The organism is Lentilactobacillus rapi DSM 19907 = JCM 15042 (assembly GCF_001436255.1).
Taxonomy (GTDB): Bacteria; Bacillota; Bacilli; order Lactobacillales; family Lactobacillaceae; genus Lentilactobacillus; species Lentilactobacillus rapi.
In genome coordinates, this window is sequence record NZ_AZEI01000076.1 from 18,350 (window position 1) to 42,389 (window position 24,040).

The window sequence follows — 24,040 nt, forward strand, 5'->3', positions numbered from 1 at the left end:
AAAGCAATTTGAGCAAGCGGGCTGTTTTCATTTTTGCTGATTTTCGAGTAGATCTTTGATTTCTGAAAGCAGGACTTCCTTGCGATCAACACTGGCGGTTTCAGGCTGTTTTTTAACTACCCGATTAATGATTTTGATCAGGATGAAAACAACGAAAGCAATGATGATAAAATTGATCACAGCATTTAAAAATGCGCCATATCGGAAAGTGGCTTGCCCAATTGTAAGGGCTAATTTTGAAAGGTCAATTTTACCCAGAAAAATACCAATAAACGGGTTGATAATGTTGGTAGTCAATGACGTCACAATTGAGGTGAATGCCCCACCAATGATGACCCCAACGGCTAAATCAATAACGTTGCCTCTTGAGATAAATTCTTTGAATTCTTTTAACATAAGTCTTAATCTCCTCCCAATTTTTATGATATGGTATGACTATCATTATATCGACTGGATCTTCTTAAATACAAACCAGAGCTACGCCAACTTAATTTTTAAGTCAACTACTGAAGTATGATATTATGATGTAAGTAATTTCAAAGGAGTAAAATTTTGAAAAATAAGCGTACGATTTTCACAGGAATTGTAATCGTCCTGATTCTTTCGATTGCTTTTTATATCAGTCAGCAGGTTGACCACTCAATGCTGCTATTTGTCAGTATTTGGATCGTTGCAATCATTCTAATCAGAATACTGTTAACCCCACTGGTTGTGATGATCGTCAGGTCACGAGATGCCAAAAAAGAACAACTCGAAAAAGCAAAAACGCGTGCAGACCAAAAGGCCATCGAGAACCACCAAAATAATTTTGACGACTAAGGAGAATTTTATGAAACGACATGTGCTTAGAAAACGATTGATATCATTGGTTTTGGGATTGATTGTCTGTGGGGGGACGTTGTATGCTGCCCCAACAGCTTTTGCCGCAATAACCCAAACTTCTGAAGTATCTGATTCTAAGCAACAACTGATTGATATTGTATTAAAACCAAAAAGTCAGACAAAGTTGCGGAATTTCGTTTACGATTCAGTGGATCCGTCAAATCATCATTATCGTCAATTCGTGACTTCAGGACAATTTGCGAGCCGGTTTGGTCAGAGTACCAAGCAGATTACTCAAATTCGAAAATATTTGAAAAAGCATCATTTAAGAGCTGCTGTGTATCGGGGGAACCTCGTGATGGTGGTGAAGGGAACAACTAAAAACGTCGAGAAAGCCTTTAAGGTCAACTTGGTGAATGTCAAAGAAGACGGGGTCCGTTACCAGAAATCAAAAGGGGCGCCAAAGCTGCCAAAATCGATCTCAAAATCGGTTTACGCGGTCTTCGGTTTGTCAACTTATTCACCTTTTTCATCAACCCAATCTGGAATAAAGCCTTCCTCATTTTACACGGCCGCTAAATCAAGCAATAATCAGCCGGCTAAATATTCCCCTAAAAAATTTGTTCACCGATACAACTTGTCATCTTTGTATGCTGGTGGATCAACCGGTCGCAGTAAGACCATTGGTATTATTTCATTTGCCAATTTCCATCCGAATGACGTTTACCGGTACTGGGATGGTGAAGGTATCAATGTGAAAAGTAATCGCTTGAGTGTCTACCGGACAAACGGTTATAAGGGAACTTGGGACGGTTATGACGAAACGACCATGGATGTTGAGCAAGCTGGTGCCATCGCGCCTGACAGCAATATTAAGACCTACCTAGCCCAATCGAATATCACGGGGATGGTCAATTCCATTGCGGCCGCAGCTGGTCAAAATGTCGTTGATTCGCTTTCACTGAGTTGGGGTCAAAGCGAAGCGCAGGTGGCTTATGAAATTAAGCAGGGAATTACCCCCAGAAAATATAATCAAATTTTAAATCTCTTGTTTGAACAAGCCGCAGCCCAAGGCATCAGCGTGTTCACTGCCAGTGGTGATAATGGCGCCTACGATGGCATTACGACCGGCATGACAAAAGGATTGTCGGTTGATACGCCATCAAATTCGCCATATGTAACGTCAGTTGGAGGAACCACCTTACCGCGGACATATGTGGTTAACAAAAAGAAAGTGACGATCCTAACAGAACGCGCTTGGGGATCGGAATTTCTTTATCCAAACTATATCCATCAGCGGTTCTTTAGCCAAATGGACATGATTCAGAGCTACTTTTCTGGTGGTGGCGGTGGTTTTAGCAAATATAACGCGACTCCGAAGTATCAATCTGGATTCAGCGGGGTTGGGACTTATAAAGCAACTCAATTGTGGACATTTAAAAATGGTCAGCCAGTTCGATTGAAGCATCCTAAACAGGTGAGTGGTACAAAGTCTGGGCGCAATTTACCGGATATTTCGGCCAACGCTGACCCATTCACGGGCTACAGTATGTTCGTCACTCCCAAGAAAAATTCTGGGGCCAAAGGTGAATGGGAAGTTTCTGGTGGGACAAGTGTCGTTGCCCCTCAAATGGCGGCCGCAAGTGCTTTGATGTCCAATAATTCTGTCGGGCGGCTTGGCTTTTGGAATCCACAGATTTATAAGTTTGCCGCAACCAGCAGTTCGCCATTTACCCCGTTAGACAGTCGAACGAATAACACCAATCTTTATTACACGGGGCAACCTGGTAAGCTGTATAATCAAGCTACCGGTCTCGGTACTATCGACTTTACAAAGCTTAACAAGGCTTTTAACGGTTAACAAGAAGGAGAATGCGCTATGAACGATGAATCACGAAAGTTAAGCTTCGGTGACTATTTTGAACGGGCGATGGTTTTTGTGGGCTTGTTCATTATTGTGGGCATCGTCCAGTTGCCACTTCAGCTCATCATCCTTGGTCATTTTTCAAACTTGATCAATTTGTTAATTGGGGCGTTGTACTTGATTGGCTTCGCAGTTGCGATTGGAATTGCGTTTTATATTTTTAAGCGCTATGCTAAGCCAGCAACCAAGCTACCTTTAACGGGTAACAATATTAAATGGATTGTCTATTCCTGGTTGGCGTTCTTTGTGATCGAAATTGTCTTAGGGATGCTGAATCAGGCAGTTTATCACGTCAATCAAACGTCCAATAATGAGGTCATTCAAAAGATGATGACCAGTAGTCACTTAACCTTAGTGCTAATGGGGATCACAGCTGTGTTCTGTTCGCCAATTTTAGAGGAGCTGGTCTTTAGAGGATTCTTAATTGGCGCATTCTTTAACGCTAAAAGTTTTTGGGCCCCAATCATCGTGAGCGCGGTGATCTTTTCCATGGCCCATATGGAGACAATCAATGTGATTAGTTTTCTGACTTATGCGTTGCTTGGCGGCATCCTTGGGTATTTGTTTGTTAAAACTCGAAACATTAAAGTGTCAATTGGATTGCATTTTTTAAATAATTTAATTGCAGTTGGAATGATGATTGCCCAAATCGTCATGGTAAATTGATTGTCTAACTGTTTAGGTCAGGACTGGTAACTTCAGTTTCTGGCTTATTTTGTTTGATTGACGGACCTTCGTTAACCGTGCTAAATTGAGTTTAAATGAATTTGAGGTGGATAAGATGGGCTTAAATGTAAAATTACTAAACGATGTGTCAGATGGTCTCAAAGGGGCGAAGAACTTAATCACAGATATTCCTGGAGTCAAAGTGGGGCAAGTGACGGTGGACGATCAGGATGTCCATTCCGGAGTGACAGCGATTTTCCCCCATTCCCATAATTTGTTTCGAAACAAGGTTCCAGCCGCTTCATATGTCATCAATGGCTTTGGCAAGAGTGTTGGGTTGATTCAAATTGACGAGCTTGGGACAATTGAAACCCCAATTGTGCTGACTAATACGTTTGGAGTTGGCACAGCCGTTAATGCCCTCACTAAAATGATGCTGACTGAAAACCCGGAAATCGGCGACACAACCAGTACTGTGAATCCGGTTGTAGCCGAATGTAATGATGGGGATGTCTCAAATATTCGCAAAATGCGGATCAGCGAATCAGATGTGACTGAAGCCCTTAACGGCGTGAGCGATATCTTCGCTGAAGGCGCAGTTGGCGCTGGCCGTGGCATGATGTGCTATGACCTCAAAGGTGGAATTGGGTCAGCATCCCGCGTTGTCAAAGTTGATGACGATCATGAGTACACAATTGGAGCTCTTGTAATGAGCAACTATGGGTTTCTCAGTGATTTGAACATCTTTGGCCAACCAATTGGTCAACCTTTGGCCAAAATGCTGGCAGCTGATAAAAAGAAAGAAGAAAAGGGATCAATTATCACCGTGCTTGCAACCGATGCACCGTTGAATGCCCGCCAGCTCCGACGATTGGCTAAACGGGCCACTGTTGGTATTAACCGGACTGGTGGTTTCATTGGGAATGGTAGTGGTGAAATTGTCTTTGCCTTTTCAACAGCCAATTTAGTGAGTCATTTCCCAACCAGCAATTTCGACACAGTGACGCGATTTAACGACAATGCGATCGACGTCTTCTTTAGGGCAACCGCGGCTGTTGTGGACGAGTCGGTGTTGAGTTCGCTGGTTCACGCAGATTCAGTGGTGGATCGAAAAGGTCGGCTGCGGTTAAGCTTTTGCGATGCAGCTCGCAAACTTGCCAAGGAGCAACCGGAGTATACAGGCATGGTGGCAAGTATTTTTAGCCAATTAGGAGTCAGTCAATGAGTTCAGAAATTTTATTAAATGCGGAAAATATCAATCAAAATGCATGGGGGGCAATTAACGGCTGTGAGGCAGCAAGTATGCTGGCCGGACTCCATTACCAGCACCACGCCCTTGATATCAATTACGGCCAATTTCTTTTGGAGATGCCGATTAGCCCCGATGCCAATCCGTATCGCGGGTTTGGCGGGTCGCCGTTTAAGAACCAAAAGGGGAAGTTTGAAGCTATTTTTGTCCGGCCACTCATTTTGTGGGCAAGTCGGTACGGTCATCTTCAGGATTTAAGTGGGGCTAATCCAGAATGGCTGTATGAAGCGGTAAAGGCCGGCAATCCTGTACTAACGTTTGTCACGGTTCACTTTGCCGATCCAGAATGGGAGCAGTATCCATTTGGCAAGGTTCCCGTTAATAATCACGCAGTGTTACTGGATGGACTTAAAGCCGACCAAGTTCATGTAAGTGATCCGATTGATGGGAAATACTGGTTGTCCAAAGATCAATTCGAAAGAATCTACAACCTTCGCAGAATGGCAATAACAATTTTGAAATGAAATTATGAATTATTCGGGTCTTTCTAAATAATATTAGAAAAGACCTGTTTTTTTGTAATTTTTATGCTAAATTAGGAACTAAGCTTTGTTAAGAATTGGACAAATCATTGAGGAGTGATTTTATTATGAAGTTATCGCATAGTGTTGCTATGTTAGCGGGGGTTGCCAGCATTTCGTTGATTCTCGCAGGTTGTGGGTCCAAATCCAGTCAGCAAAAGAAAACAATTACAACGTCGACTGATTCAGAACTAACGACCGTGGACTTGTCAAAAACGACAGCGGTTGGTACTTTTAATGTTCTGAATAACGTCGATGAAGGCTTATATCGACTAGGCAAAGACAGTAAGGTTGAACCGGGGATTGCCACTTCATCAACTATTTCAAAAGATGGTAAGACCTACACGTTTAACTTGAGAAAGAACGCTAAATGGAGCAATGGTGATCCAGTTACTGCCAAAGATTTCGTTTATTCATGGCGGCGGACGTTAAATCCAAAGACCGTTTCTCAATATGGCTATCTTTTCTCAGGAATTAAGAACGCCGACAAGATTCAGAATAAAAAAGCTGCGGTTTCCTCACTCGGAATTAAAGCCGATGGCAAATACAAGCTCACCGTTACCTTGGAGCAACGGATTCCCTACTTTAAGTTGTTAATGGGATTCCCAGTCTTCTTCCCTCAAGACTCCAAGACGGTTAACAAGTATGGCAACGATTACGGCACATCGTCTAAAACCCAAGTCTATAACGGACCATTTACGTTAACCAAGTGGACAGGGACAAACTTGAATTGGACCTTAAAAAAGAACCCTAATTATTGGGATAAGAAGGCCGTTAAACTCGATGCTGTTAAGTTTAGCGTTGTCAAAGATCCTTCAACCGGCTTGAACTTATTCAACCAGAAGAAGCTTGATATGGCGCAATTGTCAGCTACTCAAGCTAAACAAATGGGCAACAAGAAGGATATGGTTTCTCGAAAACAGTCATCCTGTTACTACATTGCGCTTAATCAAAAGAACAAGGCCTTCAAGAATTTGAAGATCCGCCAAGCAATGTCGATGATTATCAATCGAAAAGTATTAGCTAATAAAGTGGTTGGTGGCGGTGCCATGGATACTGATAGTTTCGTTTCCAAAGGATTAGCCGTTTCACCTCAAAACGGGACTGACTTCACCAAAGACGTGACTGCTCCGGCATCAATGACTTACAATCCAACCAAGGCAAAGCAGCTCTTCAAAGAAGGGATGCAGGAAGTTGGCCTTAATTCATTGCATTTTACTTTGATGAATTCAGATTCCTATGATCAAAAACAACTGAGTGAATATCTCCAAAGTGCCTTGCAAAAATTACCAGGTTTGAAAGTAACTTTGAATAATATTCCTGGACGAGTTATTCTCTCAAGACAGGCTGATCATCAGTTTACTGCAACGGTCGCCAACTGGTTTGCCGACTTTTCCGATCCAATTACATTCTTGAACATTTTGACTTCGGATAATCCAAGTAACATTTCCCAGTGGAAGAATGCCGAATATGATCGTTTGATCAAGGCAAGCAACAACGATGATGGGAGTAACGCTCAAGCTCGTTGGGACGATATGGTAAAGGCGCAAAACCTTGCATTGAAGGACCAAGCCATTATTCCACTTTATCAATCAGGTGAAAAATGGATGATTAATTCAAAAGTTAAGGGGATTGTTTATAACACAGCTGGTGCCAACTACAATTTTAAGAATGCTTATATCAAGTAGGAGGTAGATTGATTGGATCCAGTTATTAAGGGAATTGAAATTCAGAGTGCAGCCGTTCCACTCAAGCGCCCATTCAAAACAGCGTTGAGAACAGTGACCACTGCCCAAACCATCATTGTTAAATTGACCGATAGTACAGGCAAAGTCGGTTACGGGGAGGCAGCACCAACCCCTGTAATCACTGGCGATACAATGGCAAGCATTAAAGAAGCCATTGATGTTGTGATTGGTCCCAAGATAATTGGTCAATCCTTAGTTGATTCTGAGGATATAAAAGCAGTGATTGATGGCACAATGGTTCACAATTCCAGCCCTAAAGCTGCTTTAAATATCGCCGTGAACGATTTGATAGCCCAACACTATGGGGTACCTCTTTATCAGTTGTTGGGTGGTCGTTCGGATACAATCACCACAGATTACACAGTGAGTGTCGGCACAACGGCTGACATGATTGCCCAAGCTAAAGCGCTGATTGCTGACGGTTTTACAACTTTAAAGATCAAGGTTGGCAGCGACTCTGAAGCAGAGAATTTGGCAAAGGTGATTGCCCTTAGAAAGGCAGTTGGGCCTGAAGTTAAGCTCAGGTTAGATGCAAATCAAGGCTGGCATCCAAAGCAAGCAACTTATATCATCAATAAGATGCGTGACTTGGGGCTTGATATTCAATTAGTCGAGCAGCCGGTTCCGGCATCCGATTTTGAAGGAATGGCGTATGTGACAGCGAATACGACCACCATGATCATGGCTGATGAAAGTATTTTTTCTGTGGCTGATGCTTATCGAATCATTCAGCTCAAGGGCTGTGATATCATCAATTTAAAGCTGATGAAGGCTGGCGGGCTCGATAATGCCTTAAAGATTAATACCCTAGCCGAGGCCGCTGGCATTCCCTGTATGGTCGGCAGCATGATTGAATCATCGGTTTCGGTCACTGCTGCGGCTCACTTAGCGGCTGCAAAGCGCAATATTAAGTATGTCGATTTGGACGCATCAATGATGTTCTCGAGTAATCCCGTTTCTGGTGGAATTACAAATGAACATAATCAAATTAAATTACCAACGGTTGCCGGACTTGGGTTTGCAAAATAACCCATCCCGCTCCGAAAAGTTAAAAAATAGATTGTAAACGAGGCTGAAGACAAAACGTCAAGTTTGACTCCAGTCTCGTTTTATATTGGATTTGGATTGTCTGTGAGGGTCAGTGGTTATCGTTCAAGAAACTGCAAATAAGTGTTATCATAAATAAAAACGAATGGAGGTGCCCAGATGGAAACAAGAAGGGTTAAAGTTCCTGTGGCAACTATCTGGAAGTCTAAAGAATCACCAAGGAAAGTGGATCGCCCTGCCTTGGAGGGTGATGTCAAAACTTGGGTCGATCAAATGAGCGATCAAGAATCGATTGACCTTTCAGAGAAAGACTTATTGGAGACCCAAGCTTTGTTTAACGATGAAGTGATTATCGATCATTTTGATGGAGATTGGGCTAAAGTTTACGTTGCCAGTCAATCAGATGATTCTGATTCACGAGGTTATCCAGGATGGGTTCCGACAAAACTATTGAGTGCTGAACAAATCGTTTACCCACCGGTCACTGCAACGGTGAGAATTGCCGTTAGGACCGCTAATTTGTATAACGAAAGTAAGCAACCAATTCTTGAATTGAGTTTAGGGACGGTTCTTCTGCAAACTGGGACTGACGGCGACTATTTTGAAGTCGTTTCCCCACTTGGGAAGGGCTACATTGACAAAAAAGCGACTGTTTTGCCATTTATTGGCCAGAACGCTGGCGAGACAATGGTTCAAATGGGACGTCAATTTTTAGGGATGCGCTACCTGTGGGGTGGTGTCAGTTCCTATGGATTTGACTGCTCCGGATTTGCTTATACGCTTCATCGAGTTTTGGGCTTTGATATTCCACGGGATGCAGATGACCAGCAAGAATCCGGCTTGCCATTATCACCAGAAGAAATTTTACCTGGTGATTTAGTATTCTTTGCGTATGATCACGGAACTGGTTACGTCCACCACGTTGGCATGTATATTGGCAAAGGGCAGATGATCGAGTCACGAACACCTGGTGCAAAAGTTGATATCGCAGACTTGACTGAGCCAAAGTTTGCTTCGGAGTTTGCGGGCTTTCGGAGATATTGGCGATGAGAACATTTTTTCACAAACAGGTGTCTAGGTTGTTGGATGTCGATTGGTTAACGGTTGGCATCATAATCAACTTGGATGGTCAAATTGTCTATGAGAAAAATGCTCAGGACGTTTTCCCATCCGCTTCTCTGATTAAATTAGCAATTCTAAATGACATCTTGGATAGTCAAGTTGACCTTAATCAATCAATCATTGTATCTGACAAGAAGCCGGTAGGTGGGGCAGGCGTTTTACAACTGCTCTCCCAAGATAAATGGCAATTGCGTGATCTGTTGGCACTTATGATTAGCGATTCAGATAATTTTGCCAGTAATATTTTGATTCAGCACTTCGGCATGAAGGCGATTAACCATTATTTGGAAACTCATCATTTTCAGGCTACGCGGCTTAATCGATACTTGATGGACTCTCACGCGTTGGAGCAAGGCGTTGATAATCAGACCGATGCAGCTGAAAGTTTGCGGCTGCTTGAAATGGCCTTAAACCACGGTGACATTGTGACGAATTGGTTTAAAAATCAGCAGTTTCGATATAAACTTCCCGGTAATTTTGACGAGCTGGGTGATGCCATTCAAGTATTCAATAAAACCGGGGAAGGTAATCAAGTTGATCATGATGTGGCGCGGTTTGTATATGGCAAGCATTCGCTTGAAATCGCAATGCTCACTTTGAGCACATCTGACCGAATGAATGTGATTTCAATTTTTAATCAAGTCGGCCAGTTGGCTGCCACAGAGTTGGCGCACATTGAAGATTGAATGATATTTTAGGATAGTAAAAGGCTGGTATCAGGACGTGAATAGGTCTTGATGCCAGCCTTTTTGTAATAGGCAACTAGTCAATTTTACTATTATATTGATCGAGTTTCTTTTCAATCATTGCAATGGATTCAGCACAATTTTCTTTATCAGTTTCTTCTAAGTCCAAGATTTCGAAGCATTTTTTAACATGGCCAAAGACTTCTTCTTTTTCACCTTCAGCCATCTTGGTTAACTGAATAATGACCGTTCGTTCATCTTTTTCACTTCGATTGCGTTTTATCCAGCCGTGGCTTTCTAGACGTTTCAATAGTGGGGTTAGTGTCCCGCTATCCAGATTAAGATGGCCACCTAATTCTTTAACCGAAAGCGGTGCATATTGCCATAAAGTGAGCATAGCAATATACTGAGGGTAAGTTAAATTGAATGGTTTTAAGACGTTCTGATAGAAATGATTGAATTTCTTGTTTGCTGTATAAAGTTGGAAACACAGTTGGCTATCCAACTGAATAGGCTGTATATTAGGCATAAGTTTAGCTCCTATTAGTTTATATATAATATTATTGTAAGGTATCTCAGAATAAAAGCAAGAAGTAGATTTTTAACTATTAAATTTTGAACAATCTTTTTACCGTCACGGGAGGAATAAAATAATATGAATATAGGTCGATTGAGGTTTAGCACGTGGTTATTTATGATTACCGTTGTTTCAATGATTGGATACATAGGATACTACGGATTTTGGTTCCTAAAGGGTGAGCCTAAGTTTCATGGTCAATTATTATTGTTAATTGAAGTTTTTGTTGGAATCTTAATTGCTATTTTACCATTTATCATTGAAAAATTTGGGTATTTTTACTTTCCTCAAGTTGAATTAATCTTTTTCTACGTCTTTCTCTATATGTCTATTTTTCTGGGATCCGGACTGCAATTTTATGGTGTGATGTTCTGGGATAAATATGAACATGTTTTATCAGCCATGATGTTGGCAGGGTTGGGCTTTTCCATTTTCCAAGGATTACTCGATTCTCGGGATAATTCACGAAGAGCGCCATTTTTGATGAGTCTATTTGCCTTTTCATTTGGAACTGCTTGTGGGGTCTTCTGGGAACTGTACGAATTCACCGCAGATGGTTTGGGCGGTCTTAATTTGCAGCGGTACGAAGAAGCTGGAAGAATGCTCATCGGTCGGGCAGCCTTAATGGATACAATGACTGATCTGATTGCGGATTTAATCGGGGCTTTCTTGATGGCATTAATTGGTTATTTGTTAATGAAACGTGATCCGAGTGCCAGTCGTTACTTAATTTTTAAATCAAAACACCAAAACTTCTTTTCAAGTTCGTACTTTTAGTGTAAAATTAAACTTGTTGTTGCCCCGATGGCGGAATTGGCAGACGCGCAGCGTTCAGGTCGCTGTTTGAGAAATCAAGTACAAGTTCGAATCTTGCTCGGGGCATAAACAGGTTAAATAAATCGCGTTAATTCACTTTAATTGAGTGGATTAACGCGATTTATTTGTATCATTCTGCACCTAAACGGTCAATTAAGTCCTTGTACATTGGATAGTCAGCAGCCAAATCAGCTTTATGAAACAATTCAAAATCGTGGAAGTCAAAACCAGGTGAAACCATGCAGCTTACGACAGCAAAAGAATCCGGGTCAGTGACTTCTGACGCAAAGATCGTATTCTTAGGCACTCGAAGCTGTAGCTGTTCCCCATGGAGAATGTCACTGCCAAGCTTAAAGTTGCTATACTTGCCAGTTTTATCAATACAATGGATTATAATTGGTTTGCCCGCATGGAAATACCATAATTCATCATGATTGAGTCGATGAAAGTGAGAGGGGCTTCCGTAATCGAGTAGGAATAGAATTGACGTGTATCGATAGCGGTCGCCGTGACTTTCAGGTGCAAAAAACGTATCTTCACTATGGTGGAGCTGTTTATACCAACCGCCTTCCGGGTGCGGTTCTAAATTCAACTGTTTGATGTAGTCTTGTCTCGTTATCATTGGGGATTCCTTTCTAAGAGAAAATGTGGTGTCACAAATGAATTGCTTTAAATTATAGCAAATCACGCATTCTGGTCACTAAGTTTTTTTATACTCTGCGAGTTTGTGATTTTGTATATATCATAAAGCTTATTAATTGCATTTCATTTATAAACGTTGCATTATAGTAGGTGTAGTGAAGTTGATTGCGCTTACAGGATTTTAGAAAGGATGATCAGCATGTATGAGAATATTTTAGTACCACTCGATGGCAGTAGGAATTCGCAGCAAGCTCTTGAAGAAGCAGTCAAGTTAGCCAAACAGTTTAATTCAAAACTCAGTTTGATCACAGTCATTAACAACACTAATTTCTATTATGGTGCTGGTGGGACAGGGTTACCTGCAAATATGTATGATGATCAAAAAAATGTTGCTAATAACATTATTGAGGAAGCTAAAAAGTATGTTGATTCACAAGGCGTCAAGTTTGAAACGGCCGTTGACATTGGCAACCCAAAGAACATTATTGCCCATATTTATCCGGATCAACATGATATTGACTTGATTGTTATTGGTAAATCTGGTGTTGATGCATTGAATCGGGTACTGATTGGTTCAACAACTGCTTATGTTGTTCGTAATGCCACAACTAAAGTATTAGTTGTGAACGCCAAGGATGAATAATTTAAAAGAGGAACCAACTGTTTTCAAAAAATAAAGAGACTGAGACAATAGGCGTTTTGATCCCAGAATTTAACGAAAAGAACCAATTATTCCTGATTTTGGAATAGTTGGTTCTTTTCGTTAAATGGCCGGGATCAGCCGTTTGGCGCAGCTTTTATCCAAGTGGCTACAGCGATCCAAACGAATAATGACTGATTGGAAATTAATATATGTCCCAACCTCGTTCACTTTGTGTCTAACTATAAACGATCCGAAACCTTGTACGGTTTTTGAATCGCGTTTTTTTCGTTATCGTGGGAAACAACATCGTCCGCCAAGAAAATGTCAAAATCTTTGTTATCAACGCCGTGAACGACGAGGACTCGTTTGTTCTGATTTTGTTTTTCTTTATAAATTTGAGCAGTTTTGACAGCTTCATTGTGATCATGAAAGTTACCAATTGAATCGCCCGGGTTGAAAAATACGATTTCATCCATAAATACCGCTCCCTTCAATGCTTTTTAACTCTTAATTAAATTATAACGTAAAATAATGGTAAAACAAAATTCAGCTATTTTTAATTTGTTTTCTTGGCCTTTTTTAAGAAAACATTATACTACTGGTAGCTTGGGCCGTTATCTGATAAAATAATAGGCGTTATGTTTTGATGTAGATTGAATTAGTAAAAGGGGAATAAGTTATGTGCGGATTTGTTGGTTACGTTAACCAAAAAGATGTTCCTGAAAATACAATTAATGATATGGCAGATAGAATTAAGCATCGTGGACCTGATGACGAAGCTTATTTTGCTAATAACGACGTGTCCATGGGATTCCGCCGACTTTCCATTATTGACTTAGCCCATGGTGGCCAGCCAATGTATAACGCTGACAAGACCAAAGTGTTAACGTTTAATGGCGAAATTTACAATTATAAAGAAATCCGGGAAGAATTGCGTGACTTGGGTTATGAATTCCGAACAGATGTTGATTCTGAAGTCCTGATTTATGGTTATGAGGAGTGGGGACCTGCACTTCTCGACAAACTTCGCGGAATGTTTGCTTTCGTGATCTATGATCAAAAGAAGAATGAAATTTTTGGCGCCCGAGATCATTTCGGCATCAAGCCATTATACTATTATGACGATGGGGATTCCTTTCTTTGGGGTTCAGAAATCAAGGCATTTTTGGAGCACCCAAATTTCAAGAAGGAATTAAATCTCCGACTTTTGCCAATCCATTTGAGCTTTGAATTTATTCCGTCAAGAGAAACCATGTTTAAGAATGTTTACAAATTACTTCCTGGCCAATATTTCCTTCACAAGAACGGCAAGACTGAAACGCACCGCTACTTTAAATTTAACTATGATCACATTGATAACAGTCAAACTATTGAAGGTGATGCCGATAAAATTGGTAAGTTGGTTGACGATTCTGTAAAAGCGCATATGATCGCCGATGTTGAAGTCGGCAGCTTCTTGTCGAGTGGGATTGATTCCAGTTACGTATTGAATGAAGCAGCTAAGCTTAAGCCAATTCAGTCATTTTCAATTGGGTTCCACCATTCTAAATATAGTGAACTCGCATGGTCGACAGAATTTGCTAAAACAATTCAACAGAAGAACACGCCAATCTACATGGACGGCGACGACTACTTCAACTTCCTGCCAACCATGATGTACTACATGGATGAGCCGTTATCAAATCCCGCTGCAATCCAGCTCTATTATCTGTCACGAGAGACTTCCAAACACGTGAAGGTTGCTTTATCCGGTGAAGGAGCTGACGAGTTCTTCGGTGGTTATAACACTTATTTGGAGGCAATTCCATTTGATCGCTATCAGAAATACGTTCCCAAGCCTGTCCGTAAGGGCTTAGCAGCAGTTGCAAAACGCCTGCCAAGGTTCCATGGTAAGCGTTTCTTAATGCGGGGCGCCCAACCGTTAAGTGAACGATATTATCGAGTTAATTATGTCTTCAACTACGAAGATCGAAATAAAGTGTTGAAAGATCCGTCAATCAATACCGATTCCGGGGCCTATACCAAGCATATTTTTGACGATGTTGCTGACAAGGATGAAATGACTCAAATGGAGTATTTCGATATTAACACTTGGCTTCCTTATGATATTTTGCATAAGGCTGATCGAATGAGTATGTGTAATTCACTGGAAGTTCGAGTTCCTTTCGTCGACAAAGAGGTTGCCAAGTTTGCGGAAACCATGCCGGTTAAGACCCGAATTACGCCAGATGAAACGAAGATTGCCTTGAGAACAGCCGCTGAACGGGAAATGCCTAAGAAGACCGCCCTGAAAGAGAAGCTCGGATTCCCATCACCAATTGCCAGCTGGATTAATGATCCCAAATATCATGAACGCATCGTGCACGCATTCCATTCAGATACGGGTCAGAAGTTCTTTAATACTGACCAACTTGACCGTTTATTAAAAGAACATGCTGAAGGTAAGTCCAACATGCAAAAAATCTTCACAATTTATACCTTCATTCTCTGGTACCAGGTGTACTTCCCAGAAGATACCACTGAAAATACCGTTAGTTTGGTTCATAGAACACAAATTTAGAATTCGTAAAGAAATGGAAGGTGCATAAGTTGGCACAAATTACTCTTGACGAAGCTTTGGTGATTTTAAACGAACATCATTTATTAGTGAAAAGTCAATTGAGCAACTTAAGTCTCAATTTTAAGCAAATTGCGTACAATTCTAAATTGGTTTCAGGAAAAAGCCTGTTCTTTTGTAAGGGTAATTTTAAAGCAAGCTATTTGTTGGATGCTCAGAATCGAGGCGCAATTGCTTACGTTTCTGAACAAGAATTCACCAATGTTGCGATTCCCGGTATTATCGTGAATGATATCCAAAAATCAATGTCGCTGTTAAGTGCGGCATTTTTTGGGTTCCCACAGAATCACTTGCCGACAATTGCGTTTACTGGAACCAAAGGGAAAACGACTTCGGCCTACTTCGCAAAGTCAATTTTAGATAGAACCTATCAACAAAAAGTTGCTTTATTTTCCACTATCAACACGGTGGTGGGGAACACTGCCAATGATGTTGTGAAGTCTAGTTTGACGACTCCTGAATCATTGGACTTGTTCACAAATATGAACGCTGCTGTCCATAACGGGATGACACACCTGGTAATGGAAGTGTCTTCTCAGGCCTATAAGAAGAATCGGGTTTATGGGCTTCACTACGATGTTGGGGTGTTTTTGAACATTTCCCCAGATCACATCGGTCGAAATGAACATCCAACGTTTGCGGATTACTTACACTGCAAAGAACAGCTTTTGGTTAACTCCAATATTTGTATTTTGAATGCTGATGGAACACACATCAGAGACATTTACTATGCTGCCAAGACGACGACTCAACCAGAAAACATTTACATTTACGGTCGGGAAGCTGAGGTAACCGAACTTGGAATCCCAGTTGATTTTCAGTATCAATCACTGGAGGATTCGTTGACCAGTAACAAAATTTCGATTACTGCCAATACCAATCATGCAAAGAAGCTGGCTATTGATGGCAATTACACAATTAGCATTCCCGGCGACTACAATGAGGGTAATGCCGTGACCGCTGCAATTACGAGTTGCCTGATGGGGGCAAGCGTCGCTGATATCGAATATGGTTTAGCTCACACAACAGTCCCCGGTCGAATGGAAATCTATCCAACTAAAGAGCATGGGACCATTTATGTGGATTACGCCCACAATTATGGCAGTTTGCATTCCGTGTTGAATTTCATCAAAGAACAACAACCCAAGGGGCAAATTGTTGTGATCACTGGCAGCACCGGCGATAAAGGAATTGACCGTCGGGAAGGGCTTGGAAAAGCAATTGGCGAGTTTGCCAATAAGGCTTATTTAACGACTGATGATCCAGCAACTGAGGATCCTAAAGTAATTGCGGAAACAATATCCCAACATATTGATCATGATAAAGTTGCGGTTTCTTATATCGCCGATCGCAAAGCTGCAATCACAAAAGCCGTGACGGAAAGTTTACCAGGTGACGTTGTGTTGGTTGCTGGCAAAGGACATGACGCCTTTCAGAAAATCAATGGTCGAAATGTGCCTTATGCTGGGGATGCGGCAATTGTTGCTAATCTCGTGAAAGGACTTTAATCAAATGGATAATCAAGAAGCGGATTTTACCCCAGTTCTTTTGGGGAGTGATTTTAATGTGTACGGAATGGCTCGCTGCCTTTATGAAATTTATGGGAAGCCGGTCAAAGCATTTGCTGAGGTTCAACTTGCGCCAACCCGTTATACCAAAGTAGTTGATCTCGAACTAATTCCAGGTTTTAGCGAGGACCCAACCTGGATCAATTCCATGAAACGAATTAAACAGCGATATGCTGATCACAATGAACCAGTCATTCTAATTGGATGTGGTGACGGTTATGCTGAACTGATTTCCAAACACAAGTCAGAATTGGAAGATGTCTTTGTCTGTCCGTACATTGACTACGACTTGATCAAAAAGTTGAACGACAAAGAGAATTTTTACAAAATGTGCGACAAGTACGATTTGCCGTACCCAAAGACCAAGATCATCTCAAAGCAAATGTATGAATCTGGTGAGGATATCAACCAGCCATTTGGGTATCCAGTGGCGCTGAAGCCAGCGAATAGTGTTGAATGGCTGGATATTCATTTTGAAGGCCGCAAAAAGGCATTTATCATTCAAAGTGAATCAGAGTTTAAAGATGTGGTTGCAAAAAGTTATGATAACGGCTACACATCAGATTTTATCCTTCAAGATTTCATTCCAGGTGACGACAGCAATATGCGGACGTTGAACGTCTATGTTGACAAGAATCACCAAGTTAAGCTGATGTGCCTGGGGCATCCCCTTCTTGAGGATCCGTCTCCTTCTGCAATCGGTAATTACGTTGCAATCATTCCAGAATTCAATCAAGATATTTATGACCGTGTCCAAAAGTTTTTGGAGGAAATTAAGTTTACCGGTTATGCAAACTTTGATATCAAATTTGATACCAGAGACAATTCCTATAAGTTATTTGAAATCAATTTACGGACTGGCCGGAGTAGTTTCTTTGTGACTTTAAATGGTTATCGATTGGCTGATTGGGTTGTTCAAGATTATGTTTTTGACTCTCTTAAGGACAAGCCGACCCTTTACGCTAACCAAGACCAAAATAAATATTTCTTGTGGCTAGGCGTTTCAACTCAGATCTTTAAAAAATATGCAAAAGAAAACGAAGCCAAAAAAGAGGCGCTTCAATTGATCAATGAAGGCCGATATGGTGATACTTTCTGGTATGGCAAGGATAAGAGCGTCAAACGTTTTGCGCTATACAAATGGATGTTCCATAACTACGCAAAGAACTTTAAGCACTATTTCGTTGCCAAGTAAGGACTGATTATTTATGGATAACTTTTTTACAATTATTGGTGGCATGGGAACCGAAGCAACCGAAACGTTTATTCATCTTTTAAATGAGCAGACCCCGGCAACTAAGGACCAAGATTATCTCAATTACATCTTAGTTAATCATGCCACGATTCCTGATCGGACTGACTATATTATGGATCACAAGAAGCCCAATCCTTTTCTGCCGTTAGCAGCTGACATCAAGCAACAAAGTCAGCTTCAACCAGCATTTTTTGCCATCCCATGTAATACTGCCCATTATTTCTATGATGAGCTTCAGGCATTGACGACGATTCCAATTCTGAATATGCCGCATGAAACAATCAAAAAAATTAAGACCATGGTTCCTAATGCCCGCAAAGTTGGTTTAATTGCCACAAATGGCACGCTTCATGACGGCATTTATGATAAAGAAATAATCGATGCCGGTTATGAACTGTTCAAACCCACTGCCGAAGTTGCCGATCAAACAATGGAATTAATTTATGATGATGTGAAGCAGAAGAATTATGTCGACGCCAAACTTTATCATGATATTTTAGCCAAAATGGTTGATCAATTTCATTGCGATATCGTCGTTTTAGGCTGTACAGAACTATCAGTTGCCCAACAGCGGGCGGGCGATCATGGTTATCCGGTTATCGATTCTCAAGATGTTCTGGCTAAACGCTCAATTGAGTTGATTCAACAGCTTAAGAAGCAAAAAAAATAGCCAACTAATTAATAGTTGACGAAAGTTTGAATTGCGATGGCAATGGGGGTTGCGATTACCAATAGCCAAAGAAGCTTTGGGGTATAGTGAGTATCCTGTTTGCGACCGTATGCATTTTCACTGAGCGCGATGATCGCTAACGTCGTGACAGCCCCAATGGCAACAATCAATGGATGTCGGTGAAAAGAGCGAAGTGCAATCACAACTTGACTAATAATGATCATCCAGTAAAATAATCTGGAGATCATCATTGAGTCGATTACTCGTTTTTTGATTGGCCGAGTGAGACCCCAGATTAAGTTAACGAAAAAGACTGCCCAACAAAAATAGTTAAGTATAATCCACATTCAGAACACCTCTTTACTTAAGTATCAATAATCCGACCAGAAAAAGCAATATTTATTGCCGTTCTTTTACAAATTTCAAAACTTTATGACAAAGGTAATTTTGCGTGATATAATTATCTTTGCTATGCGGGTATAGTTTAGTGGTAAAATTCAAGCTTCCCAAGCTTGCGTCGCGGGTCCGATTCCCGTTACCCGCTTCGTAGTGTTCTTCGCTACGGACCACCGGATTAATGATCGATTGAGGTTGACATCTTTATTGTTAACAAGTTATTATACATCTGGTATGTTATATTTATTCAATGATAAAAGAGTAGTAGTTGGTTGCTGAATATTTAGCGAATTCGGGATGGTGAGAGCCGAAGTGTTGAGTCAACGAAGCGCGCTTTTTAGAATAATAATTTAATAAGTTGAGCGGATATTTTTATCAAATGGAGTGGTACCGCGGGTTTACTCGTCTCTTGCAATTTTTTGTAAGAGTTTTTTTGTATATTTATAGACGGAGGGAAATAGTAATGGATTATAAAGCACAAGTGACGAATTCAATTTTAAGTGTATTGAATGACGAATTATCATCAGCAGAAGTTTACGAGAAGTTGGAACAACCTAAGACTCAAGCAATGGGTGACTTAGCATTTCCGGCATTCGTTTTAGCAAAGGTTTTGCATAAATCCCCCAATCAGATTGCTGAGGATCTGGTTAGCAAAATTGACCAATCATCCTACGAAAAGGTTGAAGCTAAGGGTGCTTACATTAACTTTTTCTTAGATAAAGGTCAATTTAGTAACGAAGTTCTGACTGATGTCATTGAGCAAGGTGCCGCCTATGGTCAAAACGATCACGGTAAGGGTGGTAATGTGCCGATCGATATGTCATCACCTAACATTGCCAAGCCAATTTCAATGGGTCACTTGCGCTCAACTGTTATCGGTAACTCAATCGCCAAGATTTTGGTTAAAAATGGGTATCATCCAATCAAAGATAATCATCTTGGTGACTGGGGAACTCAATTTGGAAAATTGATCGTCGCCTACAAAAAATGGGGTAACGAGGAAGACGTTAAGAAAGACCCAATCAATAACTTAGTTAAGTATTATGTTAAGTTCCATCAAGAAGACAAAGAACATCCTGAGTTGGATGACGAGGCCCGTGAGACCTTCAAGAAACTTGAAGAGGGCAATGAAGAAGAAGTCTTCCTGTGGAAATGGTTCCGAAAAGTTTCCCTTGAATCATTCAATAAGATTTATGAAAAATTAGGTGTCACTTTTGATACTTATAATGGTGAAGCATTTTATAACGACAAGATGGATGAAGGAATTCAGATCCTTAAAGACAAGGGCTTACTTGTTGAATCCAGAGGTGCGCAGGTTGTTAACCTCGACAAGTACAATCTAAATCCCGCTTTAATTTTGAAGAGCGATGGTGCAACCCTGTACATCACCCGTGATATTGCCACCGCAATTTTCCGTGACAGAACCTACAAACCAGCTATGAACCTTTATGTCGTTGGTTCAGAACAAACATACTACTTCCAACAATTGAAGGCCGTCCTGCTTGAAATGGGATTGCCATCAGCTGAAAATCTCCATCATATTCCATTTGGCTTGATTACCGTTAACGGGAAGAAATTGTCAACTCGTTCTGGCCGAATTATCTTGTTGGACAAAGTTTTGGATGACGCTATCGATTTGGCTAAAAAACAAATTGAAGACAAAAATCCTGATTTGCCAAATAAAGAAGAAGTTGCCAATGAAGTTGGGGTTGGCGCAATTATCTTCGGTGATTTGAAGAATGAACGAACCAATAACATCGACTTTGTCCTTGAAGATCAGCTGAAGTTCGAAGGCGAAACCGGTCCTTATGTTCAATATTCGCATGCCAGAGCTGAAAGTATTCTTCGTAAGGCTAACGACATTGATTTTCACGGTGCGAATAAATCTCTTGGTGACCCTGCAGCTTGGGAAACTGTTACTTCGTTGAAGGAATTCCCTGACATTGTTAAGAGTGCCTGCAAGGACTTCGAACCATCAGAAATTGCCAAATATTCATTGAGATTAGCGAAGGCATTTAACAAATATTATGCTCATTCAAAGATTCTGGTTGAAGATGACCAATTAGGCGCTCGTTTATCATTGGTTAAGGCTGTATCGATTGTGTTGAAGGAATCACTTAACTTGTTGGGAGTTAAAGCCCCAGATGCAATGTAATTTAAATCTAAATAACTAACTAACTGAGAGACTGGGAGTCCGCTTTGATCCCAGAATTTAACAAGAAGAACCAATTATTCCTGATATGGAATGGTTGGTTTTTTTGATTAAATTCCGTTATTGGCCATTTGAATCAGTTTTTCATCTCTTAAATCCTTTTTAAATTTTTACATGCCTCTCAAACCTGAATTTCATGTGTGATACAATGTGTAAGTATTTATAAAAGGAGCATGAGTATGAACAACAATTCAACCAAATCATTTAGGAAAAAGGCTGGACCTTTGTTTAGACGATTTAATCGCTTTTGTCGAAAGTATCATTTGGTTAAATGGTTGGTTGTTTTGTTCCTGAGTGTTGGATTGATGACGAGTACCTACTTAGTGTTCCTGGCTAAAACGGCTCACGTCCAAAATCTTGAATCCTCGCTTGCCAAAACAACTGAAATCTTTGACGCAAGTAACCATAAGGCAGGAGAACTATATGCCCAAAAGGGGACTTACGTTCAACTAAATAAAGTTTCGAAAAATATTCCCAAAGCCGTTCTTTCTACTGAGGATCGTAATTTCTACCATGAATATGGTTTTTCATTCAAGGGAATTGCTCGGGCAGTGTTTTTACTATTAAAGAATAAAATCTTACATCGTGATTATATCAGCGGTGGTGGAAGTACATTAACCCAGCAATTGGTCAAGAATGCGTATTTATCGCAAGAACAGACCATGACTCGAAAGCTCAAAGAATTATTCCTGTCAATTCAGGTCGAAAATGTTTATTCCAAAAAAGAAATTTTGACGATGTATCTTAACAACGCATACTTTGGTAATGGGGTATGGGGCGTTCAGGATGCCTCGCAAAAATATTTCGGGCAAAATGCGGTTGATTTATCGGTTCCCGATGCCGCAGTGTTGGCAGGGATGCTGACGTCGCCGAGTGCGTTTAACCCAATTGACCATCCCAAAGCTGCTAAATGGCGGCGCAACGTGGTTCTTCAATTGATGGTTGAGAACAATCAATTGACGCAATCGCAGGCTGATTATTATAAGAAAACACCGATTGTCTTGCATGATACCTATGTTCGAAAAGATGGGTATAAATATCCCTATTACTTCGATGCGGTTATCGATGAGGCGATCAGCAAGTATGGGCTGACTGAATCCGAGATCATGAATCGTGGTTATCGAATTTACACCAATCTGAATCAATCCCAGCAGCAGGCCATGCAGACAACGTTTAATAATAATTATTACTTCCCGGCAAATGCCGCTGATGGAACAAAGGTGCAGGCTGCTTCGATCGGTGTTTCCCCAAGTACTGGTGGCGTAACTGCCGTTGTTGGTGGTCGGGGTCAACATGTCTTCCGGGGATATAACCGAGCTACCCAGATCAGTCGGCAGCCTGGGTCGACGATGAAGCCACTTGCGGTTTACACGCCTGCCTTAGAGGCTGGATACAAGTTTGATTCAGAGTTGGTCGACAAGAAAAAGTCGTATGGTGCTAATCACTATACGCCGAAGAATTACAATAACGTCTACCAAGGTAAGGTTCCAATGTATGAGGCATTGGCTCAGAGTATGAATGCCCCGGCTGTTTGGCTGCTTAATCAAATCGGGGTTAATCGCGGTTACCAATCTGTGAAGGACTTCAATATCCCGGTTACTAAGAAAGACAAGAACCTCGCTCTGGCACTCGGTGGGATGGACGGTGGCGTTTCGCCCCAACAGATGGCCGGGGCCTATACTGCATTTGCCAATGGTGGTAAAGTGGTCAAGCCTTTCTACATTCGTAAAATTGTCGACTCGACAGGTAAAGTTGTGGTGGACAACACGGCCAAGCAACAAGGTCGGCAAATTATGTCAGCTTCCGTTGCTAAGCAAATGACCAGTATGATGCTGGGCGTTTTCAATAACGGAACTGGCGTGGATGCGAAGCCTTATGGGTATCAAGTTGCCGGAAAAACTGGAAGTACCGAGGCCGATGATACGGGTTCGGCCGATGCAACCAAGGACAAATGGATTATTGGTTATACCCCAGATCTGGTTGTCGCAACTTGGGAAGGTTTCGACAGTACCAGCCAGGCTCATCATCTTGAAAATCTGAGTGGGACAGGCGTTGGCCCATTGTTCAAGAACGAGATGCAGACAATGTTGCCATACACCAAGAACTCAACGTTCAATACCAAGGATGCCCAAACGATTGTTCAAGGTGAAAGTAATAATGACAATCTTTGGGATACGATTCAGAAGAAAACGGATGAATACTCTAACAAGTTTGAACAAAAGGCTAAAGAGTTTGTGGACGATGCCAAGAGCTGGTTTGGCCATTAATTAATCCTAATCCCAACAGGAGTCCGAGTAGCTTTTGTGTTAAACTAAAAGAAATACAAATTAAGGTGGAAAATTTAATGAATGATAAATTAACTGATCTTGCGACTCAATTACAACAGGAATTGATCACAACCAAAGAATATACAGATTTGAAGGGTACCTACGAAAAGCTGCAAGCAGACGCTGACACCTTTAAATTATTTAAACAATTCCAACAGACTCAGATGCAGTTGCAACAGAAACAGATGCAAGGGACTCAACCGACCCAAGAAGAAATTCAAAATGCGCAAGCAATGGCAACCAAAATGGGACAAAGCCCAATCATTTCTGAATTGATGAACAATGAAAAGGCACTTAACAAGGTCTTAGGTGATGTGAATGATTTGGTCACCAAACCAATCATGGAATTGTACCGGAATTAATAAGTAAAGGTGGAATTGTTTTTATCCAGATTCTACCGTTTAAGCAATAGCGCAGCCATTCCTGATGTGGAGTGGTTGCGCTATTGGCTTAAATACCTCAAATCCAGTCA

The 24,040-nt window shown here is 41.2% G+C and carries 23 protein-coding genes and 2 tRNA genes; 20 read left to right on the forward strand and 5 right to left on the reverse strand.

Going from position 1 to position 24,040, the window contains the following annotated elements; all coding sequences use genetic code 11:
* Positions 1–27: 27 nt before the first annotated feature.
* Positions 28–396 carry a large-conductance mechanosensitive channel protein MscL gene (gene mscL / locus FD12_RS08210; RefSeq protein WP_054746708.1) on the reverse strand — a complete coding sequence of 123 codons (369 nt, stop codon included), beginning with the start codon at positions 394–396 and terminating at the stop codon, positions 28–30.
* Between the two features lie 156 nt (positions 397–552).
* On the opposite strand from mscL, the gene FD12_RS08215 reads away from it, so the two are divergent.
* The 9 genes from FD12_RS08215 to FD12_RS08255 all read left to right on the forward strand — a co-directional run bounded on the left by FD12_RS08215 (position 553) and on the right by FD12_RS08255 (position 9,845).
* The gene (locus FD12_RS08215; protein ID WP_056982578.1) at positions 553–819 is read left to right on the forward strand and encodes a hypothetical protein; all 267 of its coding nucleotides are present in this window, start codon (positions 553–555) and stop codon (positions 817–819) included.
* Positions 820–829: 10 nt separating this feature from the next.
* Complete coding sequence (locus FD12_RS08220) at positions 830–2,683, forward strand: S53 family peptidase (protein ID WP_056982579.1); 1,854 nt, start codon at positions 830–832, stop codon at positions 2,681–2,683.
* Between the two features lie 18 nt (positions 2,684–2,701).
* Positions 2,702–3,412, forward strand: a complete 711-nt coding sequence (locus FD12_RS08225) for a CPBP family intramembrane glutamic endopeptidase (RefSeq protein WP_056982581.1) — start codon at positions 2,702–2,704, stop codon at positions 3,410–3,412.
* Positions 3,413–3,527: 115 nt separating this feature from the next.
* Positions 3,528–4,637 carry a DmpA family aminopeptidase gene (locus FD12_RS08230; RefSeq protein ID WP_056982583.1) on the forward strand — a complete coding sequence of 370 codons (1,110 nt, stop codon included), beginning with the start codon at positions 3,528–3,530 and terminating at the stop codon, positions 4,635–4,637.
* Positions 4,634–5,185, forward strand: coding sequence for a C39 family peptidase (locus tag FD12_RS08235; protein ID WP_054746707.1), 552 nt, complete (start codon positions 4,634–4,636; stop codon positions 5,183–5,185). Before FD12_RS08230 ends, FD12_RS08235 begins: the two co-directional genes overlap by 4 nt.
* Positions 5,186–5,310: 125 nt before the next feature.
* On the forward strand, positions 5,311–6,930 hold the full coding sequence (locus FD12_RS08240) for a peptide ABC transporter substrate-binding protein (RefSeq protein WP_056982587.1): 1,620 nt from the start codon (positions 5,311–5,313) through the stop codon (positions 6,928–6,930).
* A 12-nt stretch (positions 6,931–6,942) separates the two neighbouring features.
* Positions 6,943–8,019, forward strand: a complete 1,077-nt coding sequence (locus FD12_RS08245; protein ID WP_054746706.1) for a dipeptide epimerase — start codon at positions 6,943–6,945, stop codon at positions 8,017–8,019.
* Positions 8,020–8,196: 177 nt separating this feature from the next.
* Entirely contained in the window at positions 8,197–9,087 is an 891-nt protein-coding gene (locus FD12_RS08250) for a C40 family peptidase (protein ID WP_056982589.1), read from the forward strand.
* Positions 9,084–9,845: a serine hydrolase gene (locus FD12_RS08255; RefSeq protein WP_056982590.1), complete on the forward strand. Its 762-nt coding sequence runs from the start codon at positions 9,084–9,086 to the stop codon at positions 9,843–9,845. The genes FD12_RS08250 and FD12_RS08255 overlap by 4 nt, the downstream gene beginning before the upstream one ends.
* 76 nt (positions 9,846–9,921) lie before the next feature.
* Here the strand turns inward: FD12_RS08255 and FD12_RS08260 are convergent, their stop codons facing one another.
* On the reverse strand, positions 9,922–10,374 hold the full coding sequence (locus FD12_RS08260) for a MarR family winged helix-turn-helix transcriptional regulator (RefSeq protein WP_056982593.1): 453 nt from the start codon (positions 10,372–10,374) through the stop codon (positions 9,922–9,924).
* Positions 10,375–10,500: 126 nt separating this feature from the next.
* Here FD12_RS08260 and FD12_RS08265 point away from each other — a divergent pair, with 126 nt between their 5' ends.
* Both FD12_RS08265 and FD12_RS08270 read left to right on the forward strand, forming a co-directional pair.
* Entirely contained in the window at positions 10,501–11,199 is a 699-nt protein-coding gene (locus tag FD12_RS08265; protein ID WP_054746704.1) for a DUF2238 domain-containing protein, read from the forward strand.
* A 21-nt stretch (positions 11,200–11,220) separates the two neighbouring features.
* Positions 11,221–11,304: transfer RNA gene (locus tag FD12_RS08270), tRNA-Leu, on the forward strand.
* A gap of 64 nt (positions 11,305–11,368) precedes the next feature.
* Here the strand turns inward: FD12_RS08270 and FD12_RS08275 are convergent.
* On the reverse strand, positions 11,369–11,860 hold the full coding sequence (locus FD12_RS08275; RefSeq protein WP_082622225.1) for a cupin domain-containing protein: 492 nt from the start codon (positions 11,858–11,860) through the stop codon (positions 11,369–11,371).
* A 219-nt stretch (positions 11,861–12,079) separates the two neighbouring features.
* Between FD12_RS08275 and FD12_RS08280 the strand changes: the two genes are divergently transcribed.
* Complete coding sequence (locus tag FD12_RS08280; RefSeq protein ID WP_056982595.1) at positions 12,080–12,523, forward strand: universal stress protein; 444 nt, start codon at positions 12,080–12,082, stop codon at positions 12,521–12,523.
* A gap of 239 nt (positions 12,524–12,762) precedes the next feature.
* On the opposite strand, the gene FD12_RS08285 is transcribed toward FD12_RS08280, so the two are convergent.
* On the reverse strand, positions 12,763–12,999 hold the full coding sequence (locus FD12_RS08285; protein WP_056982597.1) for a hypothetical protein: 237 nt from the start codon (positions 12,997–12,999) through the stop codon (positions 12,763–12,765).
* Between the two features lie 203 nt (positions 13,000–13,202).
* Between FD12_RS08285 and asnB the strand changes: the two genes are divergently transcribed.
* The 4 genes from asnB to FD12_RS08305 are packed head-to-tail and all read left to right on the forward strand — an operon-like array spanning position 13,203 to position 18,633.
* Positions 13,203–15,083: an asparagine synthase (glutamine-hydrolyzing) gene (gene asnB, locus FD12_RS08290; protein WP_056982598.1), complete on the forward strand. Its 1,881-nt coding sequence runs from the start codon at positions 13,203–13,205 to the stop codon at positions 15,081–15,083.
* 29 nt (positions 15,084–15,112) lie between these two features.
* Positions 15,113–16,648 carry a UDP-N-acetylmuramoyl-L-alanyl-D-glutamate--2,6-diaminopimelate ligase gene (locus FD12_RS08295; protein ID WP_056982600.1) on the forward strand — a complete coding sequence of 512 codons (1,536 nt, stop codon included), beginning with the start codon at positions 15,113–15,115 and terminating at the stop codon, positions 16,646–16,648.
* Between the two features lie 4 nt (positions 16,649–16,652).
* Complete coding sequence (locus FD12_RS08300) at positions 16,653–17,903, forward strand: carboxylate--amine ligase (protein ID WP_056982603.1); 1,251 nt, start codon at positions 16,653–16,655, stop codon at positions 17,901–17,903.
* A 13-nt stretch (positions 17,904–17,916) separates the two neighbouring features.
* Positions 17,917–18,633 (forward strand): aspartate/glutamate racemase family protein, encoded by a 717-nt coding sequence (locus tag FD12_RS08305; RefSeq protein ID WP_056982604.1) that lies wholly within the window; start codon positions 17,917–17,919, stop codon positions 18,631–18,633.
* 8 nt (positions 18,634–18,641) lie between these two features.
* On the opposite strand, the gene FD12_RS08310 is transcribed toward FD12_RS08305, so the two are convergent.
* On the reverse strand, positions 18,642–18,980 hold the full coding sequence (locus FD12_RS08310; RefSeq protein ID WP_054746703.1) for a YisL family protein: 339 nt from the start codon (positions 18,978–18,980) through the stop codon (positions 18,642–18,644).
* A gap of 126 nt (positions 18,981–19,106) precedes the next feature.
* On the opposite strand from FD12_RS08310, the gene FD12_RS08315 reads away from it, so the two are divergent.
* From FD12_RS08315 to FD12_RS08330, 4 genes are all read left to right on the forward strand, one after another.
* Positions 19,107–19,177, forward strand: a tRNA-Gly gene (locus FD12_RS08315).
* A gap of 315 nt (positions 19,178–19,492) precedes the next feature.
* Positions 19,493–21,184, forward strand: a complete 1,692-nt coding sequence (gene argS, locus FD12_RS08320) for an arginine--tRNA ligase (protein WP_056982606.1) — start codon at positions 19,493–19,495, stop codon at positions 21,182–21,184.
* A gap of 236 nt (positions 21,185–21,420) precedes the next feature.
* A complete protein-coding gene (locus FD12_RS08325; protein WP_056982608.1) occupies positions 21,421–23,508 on the forward strand; it encodes a PBP1A family penicillin-binding protein in 2,088 nt (695 codons plus the stop codon).
* 77 nt (positions 23,509–23,585) lie between these two features.
* Positions 23,586–23,930 (forward strand): YlbF family regulator, encoded by a 345-nt coding sequence (locus tag FD12_RS08330; RefSeq protein WP_054746702.1) that lies wholly within the window; start codon positions 23,586–23,588, stop codon positions 23,928–23,930.
* Positions 23,931–24,040: the final 110 nt, after the last annotated feature.